At 69.0% G+C, this 15,352-nt stretch carries 10 protein-coding genes, 1 tRNA gene, 1 other RNA gene and 2 pseudogenes; 4 read left to right on the top strand and 10 right to left on the bottom strand.

Annotated elements, in window-relative coordinates:
* Positions 1-76: transfer RNA gene (locus AWU67_RS03420), tRNA-Lys, on the bottom strand.
* 127 nt (positions 77-203) lie between these two features.
* Here AWU67_RS03420 and hisN point away from each other — a divergent pair.
* Together hisN and AWU67_RS03410 are read left to right on the top strand one after the other, a co-directional pair.
* Positions 204-998, top strand: a complete 795-nt coding sequence (gene hisN / locus AWU67_RS03415) for a histidinol-phosphatase (protein WP_067226761.1) — start codon at positions 204-206, stop codon at positions 996-998.
* A gap of 13 nt (positions 999-1,011) precedes the next feature.
* The gene (locus tag AWU67_RS03410; RefSeq protein ID WP_067226760.1) at positions 1,012-1,536 is read left to right on the top strand and encodes a septum formation family protein; all 525 of its coding nucleotides are present in this window, start codon (positions 1,012-1,014) and stop codon (positions 1,534-1,536) included.
* 115 nt (positions 1,537-1,651) lie between these two features.
* On the opposite strand, the gene AWU67_RS03405 is transcribed toward AWU67_RS03410, so the two are convergent.
* From AWU67_RS03405 to pcaH, 6 genes and pseudogenes are all read right to left on the bottom strand, one after another.
* A complete protein-coding gene (locus AWU67_RS03405) occupies positions 1,652-7,861 on the bottom strand; it encodes a peroxidase family protein (RefSeq protein ID WP_129586623.1) in 6,210 nt (2,069 codons plus the stop codon).
* Positions 7,862-7,966: 105 nt separating this feature from the next.
* Entirely contained in the window at positions 7,967-8,368 is a 402-nt protein-coding gene (gene pcaC, locus AWU67_RS03400) for a 4-carboxymuconolactone decarboxylase (RefSeq protein ID WP_082716743.1), read from the bottom strand.
* Positions 8,365-9,153, bottom strand: a complete 789-nt coding sequence (locus AWU67_RS03395) for an alpha/beta fold hydrolase (RefSeq protein WP_067226758.1) — start codon at positions 9,151-9,153, stop codon at positions 8,365-8,367. Before AWU67_RS03395 ends, pcaC begins: the two co-directional genes overlap by 4 nt.
* Positions 9,150-10,379, bottom strand: coding sequence for a lyase family protein (locus tag AWU67_RS03390; protein WP_067226757.1), 1,230 nt, complete (start codon positions 10,377-10,379; stop codon positions 9,150-9,152). The genes AWU67_RS03395 and AWU67_RS03390 overlap by 4 nt, the downstream gene beginning before the upstream one ends.
* 1 nt (position 10,380) lies before the next feature.
* Positions 10,381-10,979 (bottom strand): annotated as a pseudogene (gene pcaG / locus AWU67_RS03385) (protocatechuate 3,4-dioxygenase subunit alpha).
* Positions 10,979-11,796: pseudogene (pcaH, locus tag AWU67_RS03380) on the bottom strand (protocatechuate 3,4-dioxygenase subunit beta). The pseudogenes pcaG and pcaH overlap by 1 nt, the downstream one beginning before the upstream one ends.
* A 106-nt stretch (positions 11,797-11,902) precedes the next feature.
* Between pcaH and AWU67_RS03375 the strand changes: the two are divergent.
* A complete protein-coding gene (locus AWU67_RS03375) occupies positions 11,903-12,661 on the top strand; it encodes an IclR family transcriptional regulator (protein ID WP_067226756.1) in 759 nt (252 codons plus the stop codon).
* Between the two features lie 45 nt (positions 12,662-12,706).
* Here AWU67_RS03375 and AWU67_RS17480 read toward each other — a convergent pair whose 3' ends face one another.
* The 3 genes from AWU67_RS17480 to ssrA all read right to left on the bottom strand — a co-directional run bounded on the left by AWU67_RS17480 (position 12,707) and on the right by ssrA (position 14,549).
* Positions 12,707-13,636, bottom strand: coding sequence for a hypothetical protein (locus tag AWU67_RS17480; protein WP_067226755.1), 930 nt, complete (start codon positions 13,634-13,636; stop codon positions 12,707-12,709).
* Positions 13,633-13,989 carry a PadR family transcriptional regulator gene (locus AWU67_RS03365; protein ID WP_067226754.1) on the bottom strand — a complete coding sequence of 119 codons (357 nt, stop codon included), beginning with the start codon at positions 13,987-13,989 and terminating at the stop codon, positions 13,633-13,635. Before AWU67_RS03365 ends, AWU67_RS17480 begins: the two co-directional genes overlap by 4 nt.
* Before the next feature lie 184 nt (positions 13,990-14,173).
* Positions 14,174-14,549, bottom strand: a transfer-messenger RNA (tmRNA) gene (ssrA, locus tag AWU67_RS03360).
* Between the two features lie 127 nt (positions 14,550-14,676).
* Here ssrA and AWU67_RS03355 point away from each other — a divergent pair.
* The gene (locus AWU67_RS03355; protein WP_067226753.1) at positions 14,677-15,339 is read left to right on the top strand and encodes an SIMPL domain-containing protein; all 663 of its coding nucleotides are present in this window, start codon (positions 14,677-14,679) and stop codon (positions 15,337-15,339) included.
* Positions 15,340-15,352 lie beyond the last annotated feature (13 nt).

Here is a 15,352-nt window from a genome sequence, read left to right as displayed (position 1 = left end):
TGGTGCACCCCCTCGGACTTGAACCGAGAACCCACTGATTAAGAGTCAGTTGCTCTGCCGATTGAGCTAGAGGTGCGTATCTTGGCCCGTTTTGCGCTTCCCGGGCCGAGATAAAACATTACCATCGGATTTCCGACATGGCGAATCGACTTATCCCGGGAGTGTCGGAACGGCCGTTCTGCCCTCGCCGATAGGCTGAATCCGTGAATTCAGCAGCGAACTCGCCTCTGGCGCTTGACCTCAGCCTCGCCCACGAACTGGCCGACATCGCCGACGCGATCTCGTTAGACCGGTTCCGCTCGAATGATCTTGAGATCTCGACGAAGCCGGACCGCACCTTCGTGACGGATGCCGACCAGGCCGTCGAGCGGGCCATCCGCGCGCGCATCGCCGAGGCTCGCCCCGAGGACGGCATCCTCGGTGAGGAGTACGGCACAGAGGGTGAGAGCACCCGCCAGTGGATCATCGACCCGATCGATGGCACCGCCAACTTCCTACGCGGGGTGCCGGTCTGGGCCACGCTCATCTCGCTCAGCATCGACGGCCACCCCGTGCTCGGCGTCGTCAGCGCCCCCGCGATGAACTCGCGCTGGTGGGCGGCATCCGGCGGCGGGGCATTCATCCAGGAGGGCGAGAGCGAACCGCGCCGCCTGCGGGTGAGCGGAGTGCAGGAGCTCGCCGACGCCTCGATCAGCTTCAACAGCATCGCCCAGTGGGACGAGGCCGGCTACCTGGAGAAGCTCATCGAGCTGACCCGTGCCGTCTGGCGCGACCGCGCCTACGGCGACATGTGGTCGTACATGCTGCTCGCAGAGGGCCTGATCGACGTGGCCGGCGAGTTCGACGTGAAGCCCTACGACCTGGCGGCGCTCGTTCCGATCATCGAGGAGGCCGGCGGCCGCTTCAGCTCGGTGACCGGTGAGCCCGGCCCCTGGCACGGCAACGCTCTGGCCAGCAACGGGCTGCTGCACGACGCCGTGCTCGACGCACTGAAGTAGCAGGAGGCGCGCCGTGAGTGCACCCAGCCGAGGCCGCATCGCCCGTCGTCTCGGCGCCGTCGCCGCAGCCGCCATTCTGGCCTTCACGCTGAGCGGCTGTGCCGTGCTGCAGGCGGTCATCGACTCGGCGAGGGCCCCCGTCCGTGATGCGGAAACACAGGAGGTCGTCGAGTCCGGCCAGGCCGACGTCTTCACCCTCATGGTGGGTGACTGCATGAACGAGATCACCGACGAGATCGCCTATGAGGTCCCCGTCGTGCCCTGCGGCGAGGCGCACGACGAGGAGGCGTATTTCGAGCACACGTTTGCCGGCGACGAATACCCCGGCGATGACGCCATCTCGGAACAGTCATTCGACGCGTGTTTCGAGCAGTTCTCCACGTTCGCGGGCATTGACTATCAAGACTCCCTGCTCGACTTCTACCCGATCACTCCGACACAGGAGAGCTGGGAGCGGCGCGGCGACCGCCTCGTCACCTGCATGATCTACGATCCGGAAGCGCAGACGACGGGCACCCTCGCGGGCGCGGCCCGTTAGGCATTCCGCGGCAGAAGGGTGAGGGGCGCGGCCACCGGCCGCGCCCCTCACCGTTTCCCGGGACCCGCTCCCCGGTGCCCACTCCCCGGTGATTATTCCCCGGTGCCGGCTCCCCCTACGGAGCCGGCACCGGCGGCAGTTCCGTGACCGGGCCGACCGCCTCCGACGTGTTCACCTCGGCCGTGCCGAGGTCATCGGTGTAGCGCACAACGACACGGATGCCGGCGCCGATGTCTGCCGTCTGCAGCAGGTAGGCGGTGCCGCCGGCCCCGGCGATCACCTCGTGGCTGGCGAAGCCATCCAACGAGCGCTGCCACTCGTAGACGATGCCGGACTCGGCCGCCTCCGCCAGGCCGTCCCCGTCGGTGAAGGGCTGGGCGAGGATCCCTGCCCCCACATGCAGCCCCTCGGCCGTGCGCAGCACGACCGCCGACGGCACATCGTTCACGTTGGCCACCGTGTCTGGCGTGGTCTCTGAGACGATCGCCCGCACCCGGCCGTCCGTCCCGGTGTAGTTGACCACGACCCGCAGAACCGAGCCAGCCGCGGCATCCGTGACCGGCCAGCTGCTCTCGGTCATCGTGCCAGCGTTCGGCCCGGTGCTCGTCAGGAGCTCCCACTCGCCGATGTCGTTGCCGTCACCCGGCTCGCCCGCGTACCAGTGGTAGCGCACGTTGCTGACGCCGGTGGTGTCGAACGGAGCCCCGCCGAGGCCGCGGATCGTCGCCGTCACCGGCTTGTCCTCGGCCAGCGGCGCCTCGTAGGTCAGCTCCACGGCCCCCTCGGCGACGCAGGCGGCCCCGGTGGCGAACTCGAAGCATCCGTCACTGAACTGCACCCGCTCGAAGTTGCGCACGATGTCCGAGCCCTCGCTCTCCTCCGGCTCGGCCGCGCCGCTGTGCAGCACCCGGTAGTAGCCGGAGCCCGGCACCGTCTCGGTGATGGAGTACTCGGTGATGCTGCCGAGGTACACCACCGTGTCGACGGAGTCTGCCGCCGCCTGGTCGACCTCGATGGCCCGCTCGATGTCGATGTCGCCCGGGTTGATCTGGCCGGCGAATATCGCGGCGTGCAGCTGGCGCGCGCTGTCGAACTTCTGGCCGGTCGGCAGGTGCACCAGCTGCGTGCGCAGGTAGGCGTCGCCGTCGAGGAAGTCATCGCCCTCGCGCCCCTCGATGGTGTCGTCACCCGCGCCACCGATCAGGATGTTGCTGACGCCGTCGCTGTCCAGGGCGAGCGGGTTCTCCATGAAGCGCAGCGCGTAGTCCTCGTGCGCTCCCCCTGGGCGCAGCAGCGCCTCGAGGCCGTCCACCAGGTCGAGGCTGGCCTCCGTGGCCTTCTCGAGCACGGCATCCGTGTCGCGGTACTCGTCGGGCAGCTTGCGGGAGCCCCGCAGGGTGTCGTTGCCGGAGCCGCCGGAGAGCGCCTCCAGCTGGTCGAAGCGGGCCCGCACCGCGACCGCGCCCGGCGCGGTGAGGCGGTTGACCATCATGTCGGCCGTGACCGGCATCGTGGTGCCGTAGTAGGTCAGCCAGTCGAAGCCGAGGTTGCCGAGGTAGCGGTCGGTGCCGAGGGCCTGGCCGACAAGCACATCGTCGCCGCCCTCGCCCTCCACATCGTCGTTGCCGCTGCCGCCGATGACGACGTCAGCGCCTCCTGTCGTGTCGTTCTGGAACTGGTTGCCGTTGTCACCCTGCAGCAGGTCGCCGTGCTTGCCGCCCTCGACCCAGTCGTTGCCCTCGCCGCCGAAGACGATCATCCGCCCGGCGCCGCCGACCGTGATGTCGTCGCCGGTTCCGGCGAAGCTGGTGTTGTCGGTGTCGCCGCCGGAGACCAGGTAGTCGTCGCCGTGGCTGCCGAACAGCAGGTTGACTCCGGGTCCGCCGTCCAGGGCGTCGTTGCCGAGGCCGCCCTTGAGGTTGTCGTCGCCGAAGCTGTCGGTGAGGATGTCGTCGCCGCTGTTGCCGAGCAGCAGGTCGTTGCCGTCGCCGCCCTCGATCCGGTCGTTGCCGCCGTTGCCGAACAACGAGTCGTCGCCCTGGCCGCCGCGCATCCTGTCCTCGGCCTCTGTGCCGTGGATCTCGATGTGCTCGTCGCCCGCCCACCGATAGGTGCCGTCGAGCATCTGCGAGAACTTGGCCAGGCTGGCCGGCAGCGGGTTCGGGACGGCATCCAGGTCGATCATCGGGTCCTGCACCGAGAAGATGTTCGCTGGCAGGTCGGTGGCGGCCGTGTTGCGCTTGATCAGGTCGGAGAACGAGCTGGCCTCCAGCGCCGCGAACATCTGCTGGCCCTGGTTGCGGAACAGGTAGTAGAAGCGATCGCCGAACTGCAGGTTCTCGAGTTGCCGCTCGAAGACGACGTTGAACGTCGAGCCGAGCATTCCGCCGAAGGGGTTGAGTGTCTCGGCGAGCCCGCCGACCCACATGTCGATGTCGCCGAGGCCGGTGGGGTCGACGCCCCCGGCATCCGCGGCCCAGGTGCCGACACCGTTCATGAACTCGAGCCGGTCGTCCGGGGCGACGATGTTGGGGTCGATCGCGGCCTCCACGTCTGCCTGCACCGAGACGTTCACGACCGCGTCGCTGCCGAGCACGACGACTTTGGTGACGCCGAGGCGGCGCAGTTCCGCCTCCACCGCCGGCAGCAGCTTCGCGGTCGGCACGAGCAGCAGCGGCGCGTTGTTGGCCGCGGCGACGGGGGCGGCCGCCAGCGCATCCGGGAAGTTCGCCCCGGTCGCGATGTAGGCCGTCTTCGCGCCCTTCGGCAGCGACGCGCGGCTGTTCTCAATGGCCGTGCCGTAGCGGTCGGCGCCTGACACCCGCACCACTGAGCCGCTTGCGAACTTCTTGAGGTCGGCGGCGATGGATGCCGAGACGACCCCTGCGCTGCCGAGTACGACGATCTTGGCCGGCTTCAGCCTGGCCAGCTCTTTCGCGGTCGACGGCGGAATCGAGTCGCCCCGCACGAGCAGCACGGGGCCCGCCCCGTCGGCGGAACCGCTGGAGCCCGCGGCGGCGGATGCCGCCAGGGCATCAGGGAAGTTCATGCCGGTGGCCACGTAGGCGACCCCGCCCGTGCGGCTGAAGGTGGCCGCGCTCACGGCGGCAGCCGTCTCGTAGCGGTCGGCTCCGGCAATCCGGCTGATGCTCCCGGGGGTGAAGGCGCGTAGTGCCTCGAAAACCTCGGGGCCCACCACACCGTCACTGCCCAGAACAACGATGCTCTGCGGTTGGAGCCTGGCCAGTTCCGCGGCCGTCGCCCGCGGCAGCTCTCCGCTGCGGGTGAGCAGGATCGGGGCACCGGCCAGTGCGGCGGCTGGCCCACCGGCGAGGGCGTCGGGGAAGTCCATGCCGACAGCGACGTAGGCTTTCGCCACGCCTGGCTCAAAGTTCGAGCGGCTGAGCAGCGCGGCGGTGTCGAAGCGGTCTGTGCCGCCGAAGCGGGCCGACAGCGCGACCGGGGCCGGCGTGCCGTTCACGAGCAGTTCGGCGGCCGTCCGTTTGGCGAGCGTCGTCGTGGCGTTCTGCACGCTGGGGTGCTGGCCGTAGGCCGCGACGAAGTTCACCAGTGAGGCGTTGCTGCCGGTGCGACCGAAGTTGTCGCCGGTCTTGAGGTTCAGGCCGAAGTCGACCCAGTTCTCGTAGGGACGGAGCACCGAGTCACCGCTGGCGGCGTACAAGGTCTGCCTCGCTGTCTGCAACGACGGCACACCGGCATCCCTGGCGCGCATCAGGTTGATGGTGGCCAGGTCGAGCGGCAGCCCGAGCAGGTTGTTGCGCAGCGTGTCGACGATGAACTCGTCGATCTGGTTGGCGACCTGGTCGGTCGTGCCGTTCACGATCGAGCCGGCTGCCTCATCGGGCGAGAGTGCACCGTCGTTGTCGAAGCTGCGTGGGTTCAGGAAGCCGTCGAGCAGGGGCACGTTGCTCGTGCCGAAGTCTCTGCGCGCGACGTCATCGGTCATCATGGAGTGGCCGAAACGATAGACGACGTGGGCGAACTCGGCCACGATGGCCGGGTCGATGGTGCCGTCGTAGCCGTTCTCGTTGAAGACGATGGCGTCGATGGACGGCTGGATCGTGCGGGCGTACTCCTCGAAAACGAGGTGCTGGTACTGCATCTCGGTGACGAAACGCGCGGCCTGGAAGAGGCGCTGTTGGTAGCTCCAGTCGTCGGCCTCCGCGCCCGGGAGTCGGTCGCTCTCGCGCAGGGTCGGCCAGCTGTTCGCCTCGCCGAGATAGGCCTTCTTCAGTTCGGCGTTCGCCGGCTTGTTCAGCAGCGATTCGATCTCGCCGATCATGCGGTTGTGCTCGGAGTGGAACACGTGGTGCACCGCGGTCAGGCCGATGTTCTCGTTGCCGCGGCCGTCGCCGGTGGCGAAGTGCTCGCCGAGGATGACGTTGTCGTATCCGGTGAGCACGAGCTCGCCGCTGGCGTCGCGCACGGGGTCGCCGTTGGCGTCCAAGGCGACGCTCGGCGTGGCACCGTGGGCGATGTCGTCCAGGAAGGCGTGGCCGGTGCCTGCGGCATCCGCCGTCGAGATGGGCGCCTGGATGCTGCCCTCCACCGGGCCGGCGAGGGTGACGAGCACCGGCAGGCCGTTCGCGCCGGGCAGGAAGTTGCCGTAGAGGTCGGTCGCCAGCAGCGGCACGTCGAGCACGTCGGCGTCTGTGAGGTTGATGCCCAGCACCGTCTGGGCCTGGCTCTTGATGTCGTTCCAGGTGGCCAGGCCGGCCCGCGAGCCGTCGGGCTGCAGCCCGTCAAGCAGCCGCCCGGTGTCAACCGGCTTGCCGTCGATCAGCTGGTACTCACGGAGGAAGACCTGGTGCGACGGGTGCGAGGTGTATGTCTGGTTCTGGTCGACGAACGGCGTGGTCTGGTTGTTGTGCGAGGTGCCGTTCGGGTCTTTCTCCCCCGCCTCGTTGAAGCGGGTCGCCCGCGTCAGCGTCAGGAAGTTCGTGCGGCTGCCGGCGACGTAGAGCGGGTCGTCCGGTTGCAGCGGCACCACGATGGTGCCGTTCTCGCCCTTGTTCACCAGGTCGAGGCCGTGGTCGAAGAACTGGCCGAAGAAGCCAAGCCAGGTGTTGAACGGGGCCGACAGCCCCTCGTCGGGCGAGGTGTTCGGAATGAACAGCCGCCCCGTTGCCAGGTCTTCTGTCGACCCCGGCGTGTTCACCGCGGCGTTCAGCGCTGCCGGGTTGGCCCGGGTCTGGTCGACGATCAGGTTGCTGATGGTGCGCGGCTCGGAGTCGTAGACGAACCCGTCGTTCATGGCGTAGCAGGTGGATGCCGGGTCTGCGCAGGCGCTGGTGTCGCCGGTCTGCGGCGGGGCGGCCGCCGGCGCGGGGTCGGCCTGGCGCCACTCCTGCGGCAGCAGCTTCGGGAAGACGCGGTCTGCGGCGCCGTACTCCTGTTGGCCGGCGACCAGGTTGTTGAACGAGCCGTCGACGGTGCGCAGGCCCATCGGCAGGGCGGGAGAGGGCACGCACTTGCCGCTGACGTCGGTGACGTCGTCGCAGAGCAGCGCCCCGCCGGCCGCGTGGGCCTCGGCGAGCTGGATCTGGCGCAGGATGAATGCCAGGTCCTCCTCGATGATGCGGAAGGAGGGGTTCGTGTCCGTCGCCGCGGCCTGGGCCGGCAGCGCGTTCTGGGTGATGCTTCCCCCGAGTGCGACGGCGACGGTGGCGATGACGGCGATGACGAGACGTCGGCGGGATTGCCGCCGCTTCTGCGGTAGCGGCGAGTGGGGCTGGGGCAAGGTCAACACGGCGGATCCCTCCAACGGAGCGTCGAGACGCTGAGGCAGGCCCGATTCCGATGGAAGGCGGGGCACCATTGCCCCGTTCCAGTGGCCGGGGTTCGGGTTCCCGTGCCACAACGCCGTGTCTACTCCCGAAAGTGAGCGGAGCTCAAGTAATACCGTGTTAATGTCACCCGTTTTGGGGTACGGGTGGAGGCCCCATAAGCCGCTCTCACTCGGCATCTCGTTGACAGCGGCGTCCGGCGGTGGGCCGCGGCTGCGCTCCATCGGCACGAACTGGGTCACGCCGGCGTCCTCACGCGGGCGGGCCCGCGGCGCGAAGGCGCCCGGCGGTTTCGCGGCCTGGGCGGCGGGCAACTCGTCGTCGCCGTCGGCCAGCTCTCGGTCGCCCTCCACCCCTTCGACACCCACCGGACTCGATGCGAATCCCCGGTCAGATGCCTTATCTTCCTCTGCTGACGCAAAGGAGCCGGCGAGCGCGAGCGCACTCAACATGGCCAGGGCGGCGCCGGCGATGCTGGCGCGTCGAAGCGCCTCTCGCATTCCCGGCACACGTGTCATGGCGTCCTCGCACTCCGTGTTCGCGTCGCTGCGTCGGATCCGCAGGGGCGCGAGCGGCTTCTGGCGCGATCATAGACCCGCGGCCGCCCGTCGGTGCAAGTGACTTCAGGGCGTCTCGGCGAAAACCTCCGCCGCGATGCGGAATGCCGTGTTGGCGGCGGGCACGCCGCAGTAGACGGCGCTCTGCAGGATCACCTCGCTGATCTCTGCGACGCTCAGCCCGTTGCGCAGGCCAGCACGCAGGTGCATGGCGAGCTCCTCGTCGTGGCCGAGCGCGATGAGCGCGGTGATGACCGCGACCGAGCGGGCGCGCCGGTCCAGGCCCGGGCGCGACCAGATGTCGCCCCAGGCGACGCGCGTGATGAAGTCCTGGTAGTCGGCGGTCAGCGGGGTGGTCGCCGCGTTCGCCCGGTCGACGTGGACGTCGGAGAGCACCGCGCGCCTGACCTGCATGCCCTGCTCGTAGCGTTCCCCGTCGCTCAGCCCCGAGCCGTCCGGTCTGGTCATGCGTGTACCTCCGTGAAAGTGTTGAAGAAGCGCCAGAGCGCGTCGGCCGTCGCGGCGGGCTGTTCCGCCGGCGGCAGGTGGGCGGCATCCGGGATGCAGGCGATGGCGCCGTGCTGCACGCCGGCGGCGATCTCGACGGCTTTGGCCTCAGGCGCGACCTGGTCGTGCTCACCCCACAGCGCGAGAACGGGCATCCCGATCTCACGCAGCCGGTTTCTCACGTCGAGGCCGGCGAGCGCCTCGCAGCAGAGGGCGTAGCTTTCGTCATCCGCGCCCTGCAGAGCGTGCAGCAGCCGCCCGGTGAGCTCCGGCTCCCGCTCGATCGAGCCGGGCGCGAACCACCGGCCGGCCGAGGCACTGATCAGCGCCGAGGTGGACTGCCGGCGCACCAGCGCGGCACGCTCCAGCCAGGACTCCGGCGAGCCGAGCTGTGCCCCCGAGGCGATGATCGTGGCCGCGGAGACGAGGCTCGGATGCCGCAGCGCCAGCTCCAGCCCGGCCGCCCCGCCGAGGGAGACCCCCGCGTACAACACGGTGTCGTCACCGTCGGCTCGCACCGCGGCGGCGACGCCGTCGGCGAGCTCGCCGACGCTGAAGGGGGCGCTGGCTGCCGGGGAGCCTCCGTGCCCGGGCAGGTCCCAGGCGCGCACGCGGTAGCGCGTGGCCAGTGTCGGGGCAACCTTCTCCCAGAGAATGCTCGAGGTGCCGAGGGAGGGGCCGAGCAGCACGAGCGGCGCCTCGGCGGGGCCGATCGCGGCCGTCAGGGTGATCGTGGGGACGGTCATGATGTCTGGTCTTCCTGCTGCGCGGTGTCGCCACCACGATTCTGAATGGCCAGCTCACGGGCCAGACCGGTGTAGTCGGCTGGCGTGCTCCCGGCTGCGCGGGCACCGCGCTCGGCGAGGATGGACGCACCGGTCATGGCCAGGTTGCGGGCGACGGCGTCGTCGTGCACGACGAGCCCGTCGACGAGCCGGCGGGTGTGCGCGGTCGCGCCGAGGGCAAGCCGCAGCAGCTCGCGCAGCGTCGGCCATTCGGCGTGCCAGGAGCCGTCCGGACGCTCGTCCACAGCGAGCACCGCGGCGAGTTGCAGAGTGGCGCCCAGCTGCGGGGCGCGCAGCGCGGCGGAGCGGATCAGCACGGAGGTGGACGGGTTGCGTTTCTGCGGCATCGCGGAGGAACCGCCCGGCTCCCCCTCTGACAGCTCAGCGATCTCGGTGCGGCTGAGGGTCGCGACATCCGTCGCCAGTTTGCCGAGCGCGCCCAGCAGCTGCACGAGCGCGTCGCCCAGCTCGCTGACGGGCCAACGCTGCGTGTGCCAGGGCGCATCGGGCACGTCGAGGCCGAGTTCGGTGGCGAAGGCCGCGGGCAGAGCGGCGGCCTTGTCGGCGCCGAGCGCGTCGACCCAGGCGGCGAGGGTGCCGCCGGCGCCGCCGAGCTGGGCCGGCAGCGTCGCCGCGTCGAGGGCGCGCTGGGCCCGGCGGATGCCGCGCAGCCAGTTCGCAGCCCGCAGCCCGACCGTCGTCGGCACGGCGTGCTGGGTGAGAGTGCGGGCGGCCGCCGTCTGGTCGCGCCGCTCGCGGGCGAGGCGGGAGAGGCTCGCGTCGAGCGCGGTGAGATCTTCAGCCAGCCGGGTTCGGGCGCGGGCAGCGAGCAGCATGAGCGCGCTGTCCAGGATGTCTTGGCTGGTGGCGCCCTCGTGGGCCTCGGCGAATCCGCCGGCCCGCAGCGCCCGGACCAGCGGGATCACCGGGTTGCCGCCGGCGACCGCCGCTGCCGCGAGGGCGTCGAGGTCGGGCGCGGGGCTGGAGCGGAGCTCGGTGGCGCGCTGCTCCCGGGCCGCCGGGTCCCCGCCACGCACGCTGTCGAGGGCGCTCCAGAGCGCGATCTCGACGGTGACCAGGGCGTCGAGTACCGCCTCGTCGGCCACCAAATGGTCGTGGCCGACCGTCACGGGCGAGAGCAGCCCCCGGTCGAAGGCTGGGGCGGGTGCCTTTTCAGGTGGTGTCACATCAGAAGGCAAGGAACACGGTCTCCTTCTCGCCCTGCAACCGGATGTCGTGGTGGAGCTCACCGCCCGGCAGGCGCGTTGCGATGAGCGTAGCGCGCTCCGCGGCATCGAGCGACGACAGCAACGCGTCGCCGTCAAGCGCAGCCGCGCGCTCCAGCTGCTCATCGGTCGGCAAGCCGGCGGCCGGCAGGTAGATGCGGGTGTGCAGTTTGTCGGGCAGGCCCCGGGCAAACACGACCGCGGCGAAAAAGGGTGCTGCGCCCGCCGCGGCCCCGGGGTTGCGGGTCCAGAACTCGTAGCGGCCGTCGTCGTTCGTCGCCGCGCGGCCGAAGCCCGTGAAGGTGTGGTCATCGCGTCGTCTGGACCCCCTGGCCCGCGAGATGGTGCCGTCGGCATCCGCCCCCAGATCTCGATGAGCGCGTCGGGGATGGGGGCGCCCGCGCCGTCGTAGACGGTGCCGCCGAGCAGGGTCGCGCCCGGCGAGTGCGGGTGCACGACCTCGTGCATCTGCGGGTAGTTGGTGCCGAAGGCGAAGAAAGGCCCGACCGTCTGGCCGGGGGTGGGCACGTGGGTGCGGGTGGGCACGGATGCGGTCGTCATCAGTTGTCGCCCTCCTGCTCGAACCAGGTGGCATCCGGTCCATCGACGACAATGTCGAAGCGGTAGCCGGTGGAGATCTCCGGCGCCGTGAGATTGTGGTCGTAGACGCCGATCAGCCGGTCGCGGTCGGCCTGATTGCGGATCGAGTTGTAGATCGGGTCCAGGGCGAACAGCGGATCGCCGGGGAAGTACATCTGGGTGATGACGCGCTGGGTGAAGGAGCTGCCGAACACCGAGAAGTGGATGTGCGCAGGCCGCCACGCGTTGACGTGGTTCTTCCACGGGTATGGGCCCGGCTTGATCGTGGTGAACAGGTATTCGCCGTGCTCATTTGTGACGGCGCGGCCCGCCCCAGTGAAGTTCGGGTCGAGCGGTGCCGGGTGCTGGTCGCGCTGGTGGATGTAACGGCCAGCGGAGTTGGCCTGCCACACCTCAATCAGCTGGTTCGCGATCGGCCGCCCCAGGAGTCAAGCAGGCGGCCGCGCACCGTCATCCGTTCGCCCAGCGGTTCCCCCGCGTGTTGCAGGGTCAGGTCCGATTCGATCGCCGCAACGTCGCGCTGGCCGAAGGCGGGCGAGAGCAGCTCGATCGTCTCCGGGTCGACGAGTTTCGGGCTCTTCGTCGGATGCCGCAGAATGCTGGAGCGGTACGGCGGGAAGTCGTACATGGTGGCCGGCAGCGCCTCGCCGGCGGCCTCGCGCCGCTCGAACTCGGCGTGGAACTGCGCGATCTCACGGCTGATCTCGCCCTGAGTGGCTTGGTCGGGAGCGGCGAGCAGGCTCTCTGGCGCCACCGCGGGGCTGGGAATGAGCGTCATGGGCGCCTCTCTGCGACACGAACGGGGTTCCAGTCGAGTGTGCCAGCGCGCCCCCTCCGCGGGCAGGCAGCTCTCATTCAATGGGAATCTGTGCGACGATCGGCTCATGCCCAACTCGCCATCCGGGGATTCCAGCACCGACCGGCTGATCCGCGTGCTCGAATCGTTCACGAGCACCCGCACCGCGCAGACCGCCGCCGAGATCGGCCGCCGAGCCGGCTTGCCGGCATCCAGTGCTCACCGCATCGTCGGCGAACTCGTTGCCACCGGACTGCTCGAGCGCGACGACGACCGGCGGGTGCGCATCGGCATGCGGTTGTGGGAGCTCGCCACCCGCTCCTCGCGGGCTCTCCGGCTGCGCCAGGCGGCGCTCGGCCCGATGGAGCGGGTGCAGCGCCGGGTGCGCGAGCACACCCAGCTGGCGATCCTCGAGCAGGACGAGGCATTGTTCGTGGAGCAGCTGAGCGACCCGGACTCCGGCTCGAACGCGACCAGGGTCGCCGGGCGGCTGCCGCTGCACGCCTCCTCCTCTGGCCTGGTACTGCTCGCCTTCGGTGACAGGGCGCTGCAGGAGCGGGTGCTGGCCGGCCCACTCTCGGCGCTCACCGGCGAGACGCTCGTCGACCAGGCGGCGCTCCGACGCAAGCTCGCCGAGGTGCGCGCCCTCGGGCACGCGTTGGCGCCCGGATTCGTCGACGCGGATGCGACGGGCCTCGCCGTTCCGGTGCGTGACGAGACCGGAGCCGTGGCGGCCGCGCTCTCGGTGGTGCTGCGCCGGGGCATGCCGGTGGAGCCGGCCCTGGCCGAGCTGCGCGTTGGCAAGCTGGAACTCGAGCGCGCGTTGGGGTTCCGCGGGCGGGCGTGAGCAGCATCCGGTCGCGCCCGCGAACGGGTTGATGGCCCGTCCGCGTCAGGCGGTGCGTGCGGTCGAACGGCGCACGGTGCCGATCGTGATGAGCGCCGCGGCGGCGATGGCCGTGCCGACGAGGAGCCCCATGGATTCTGCTCCGCGCGAGTTCAGAAAGTTGACCACCCATGCCGCGGCCCACGGCATCGTGGAGATGAGTGTCACGACGGCAGCATCGCCGTTGCGAGCGAGGGCGAAGGCACCGGCGAGCAGCAGGGCGATCGCAATGAGGATGCCCAAGTTGTAGACGCCAGTGGGGACCATCCAGAAGTAGTGGTCGCCGTAGAACCGGGCAGAGAACACCCCCAACGATGTGTACGCGGTGACCAGAACGCCGACCGAGACGGCGAACCCGATCAACAAACGACCGGGCGATGCCGGCGTGCCGATGAGCCCGCAGACTGCGAGCAGGCCGAAGAAGCCGAGGGTCGTGGAGGTGAGCCCCGCCCAGCCGCCCGTGAATTGGCTGGCGGCGAACACGCCGACAATGACCAGGACGGAGACACCCAAACCGATGGGGGCTGCGCGTCGATACCCCAGCAGCGCCAGGGTGAAGGAGATCAGCCACGTTCCGTAGAGGATCACGCCGGGGTTCATGAACGGTCCGAAGGTCTGCACCACCCCCATGGGGTCGCGGGGCGCCCACGGCGCCCAGCCGTGTACGACAAAGAACACCAGGGCGATCGCCGCACCCGTCGCCAGTGCGACGGTGGCGACGCCGTCGCGCACCGGAAGCGGCAGGGAGGCACCGAACCGGGTGGCGAGCCCATTGCCGATCAGGCCGAGGGTTTCGCGTGTGCTCGGCGTGAATCGATTCTCGCCGTCGGCGACATCGAGGAGAGTTCCGACGATGGCATCTTCGTTCGCGGCCCGCCACTCACGCGGGTATGTGCGGAGCATGCGCCGGTAGCGGTCCTCGAGCGTCGGCCTCATGCGATGGCTCCGCTCGCGGCGCGCAGGGAGACCGGACGAAGCAGCAAACGACTGCGGACCTGGCGCGCGTTCGCCTCAATCCTCTGGAGCTCCAGCTCCAGAGCCTCCGACCCGGACTCCGTGACCGTGTAGTAGCGCCGAAGCCGCCCGTCGACGACCTCCTCGCCGGCGGTGGCGACGAGCTCTTGTTTGCCGAGCCGGTCCAACGCCGTGTAGAGCGTCGCGACCTTCAGGTGCACTCGGCCGCCGGAGAGCTCGGCGACATCTTGGATCATCGCGTAGCCATGCTTCCGCCCACTCACCAACGACGCCAGGATGAAGAAGGTTGGTTCACGCATCTCTGTGTCTGCCATGACGCCGAAGATACTCTTGTGATCGATATATAACCATCACTGGCTTTCGGCGTGTCGTGGCACGCTTGTGGCTCGAAGCAGGCTTCGTCGATTGATCGACCGCCCTGCACGGGCGTGGGCGAACGACATCCGGCGATTCAGAAAGCCAGACAGCAGCCTCAACAACGTGTGACAACGACCGAAGTGGTGGAGATGCCGGGAATTGAACCCGGGTCCACTGCTGTAGTCATGCGCCTTCTACGGGTGTAGCCAGTTAAGTCGTTCTACTCGGCTCCGGAATTTGCCACTGGCACCTACTCCGACAAGCCCAGCCCTCGTTTAAGTCCCTCTACACCCCGCGGCTCAATGTAGAAGCAATCTCTCTAAATGGCGCCAGGGTCCGGGTAGAGAGCATTCCCGGTCTGACGGACTTCTTTAGTGCGCTCGCTTAGGCAGCGAGGGCGAAGTCAGTGCGCTTTGAATTGGCACTTATTGTTTTTCAGAGATCGTTTACGAGATAACCCTGAATCCTCGACCCGCTTCTCGCAATTGAACAGGCAATGTCGAAACCGATCATCCCCATGAAGCAGGTCATTGTCACACGCTGTTGAGTTACCAAACACTGCGCAAGGCCGTCCTAGACGAGAACCTCATGCAGCCCTACAGTCTAGAACAGCAGCACGCAGAAATCCATTCCAAGGAGATCCCATGGCCATCACCATCACCGTCTCTGGCGAGGCCGAGCTACGCAAAGCCGCGGAACGAGCGACCGTCAAGCTCTCGGTCGGCTTCGAAGGCCCGGAGCGCGCCGACGTGCTGCGGCAGAGCAGTGCCCTGCACAGCGAGCTGACCGCCGAGCTGGGCACCATGCACTCCCCCGAATCCGGCCCGGTGCTGGAGTGGAGCAGCGAACAGCTGCGGGTCTGGGGCCAGCGGCCGTGGAGCCAGACCGGCGAGCAGCTGCCCGTCGTGTACTACTCCGCGGCATCCGTCACCGCGACCTTCACCGACTTCGCCGCCCTCTCCCATTGGGTCGGCGAGGTCGCCGTGCTCGACGGGGTGACCGTGAACGGCGTCGACTGGTCACTCAGCGACGAGAGTCGCCACGAGCTCGACAGCGCAGTGCAACGGAATGCCGTCGCCGCCGCGGTCAGGAAGGCCGAGATCTATGCGGAGAGCCTCGGCTTCACCGGCGTGATCCCGGAGGCGATCAGCGATCCGGGCCTGCTCGGCGATGATGACGCCCCGATGCCGAGGATGGCAATGCGCGCGTCGATGTCGGCGTCGGATGCCGGAGGCGACTTCACGACGCTCAAACCCGAGGAGATCCGGGTGAGCGCGGCCGTTCACGCCCGCTTCAGCGCTGGCTAGCCTTCGACCACTC

The organism is Microterricola viridarii (assembly GCF_001542775.1).
Taxonomy (GTDB): Bacteria; Actinomycetota; Actinomycetes; order Actinomycetales; family Microbacteriaceae; genus Microterricola; species Microterricola viridarii_A.
This window is presented reverse-complemented; position numbering and strand designations above follow the sequence as displayed.

Bases quoted from the DNA above. Each gene is read 5' to 3' on its own strand.
- AWU67_RS03405 (WP_129586623.1), bottom strand. From the start codon at position 7,861: ATGACACGTGTGCCGGGAATGCGAGAGGCGCTTCGACGCGCCAGCATC.
- pcaC (WP_082716743.1), bottom strand. From the start codon at position 8,368: ATGACCAGACCGGACGGCTCGGGGCTGAGCGACGGGGAACGCTACGAG.
- AWU67_RS03395 (WP_067226758.1), bottom strand. From the start codon at position 9,153: ATGACCGTCCCCACGATCACCCTGACGGCCGCGATCGGCCCCGCCGAG.
- AWU67_RS03375 (WP_067226756.1), top strand. From the start codon at position 11,903: ATGCCCAACTCGCCATCCGGGGATTCCAGCACCGACCGGCTGATCCGC.
- AWU67_RS17480 (WP_067226755.1), bottom strand. From the start codon at position 13,636: ATGAGGCCGACGCTCGAGGACCGCTACCGGCGCATGCTCCGCACATAC.
- AWU67_RS03365 (WP_067226754.1), bottom strand. From the start codon at position 13,989: ATGGCAGACACAGAGATGCGTGAACCAACCTTCTTCATCCTGGCGTCG.
- AWU67_RS03355 (WP_067226753.1), top strand. From the start codon at position 14,677: ATGGCCATCACCATCACCGTCTCTGGCGAGGCCGAGCTACGCAAAGCC.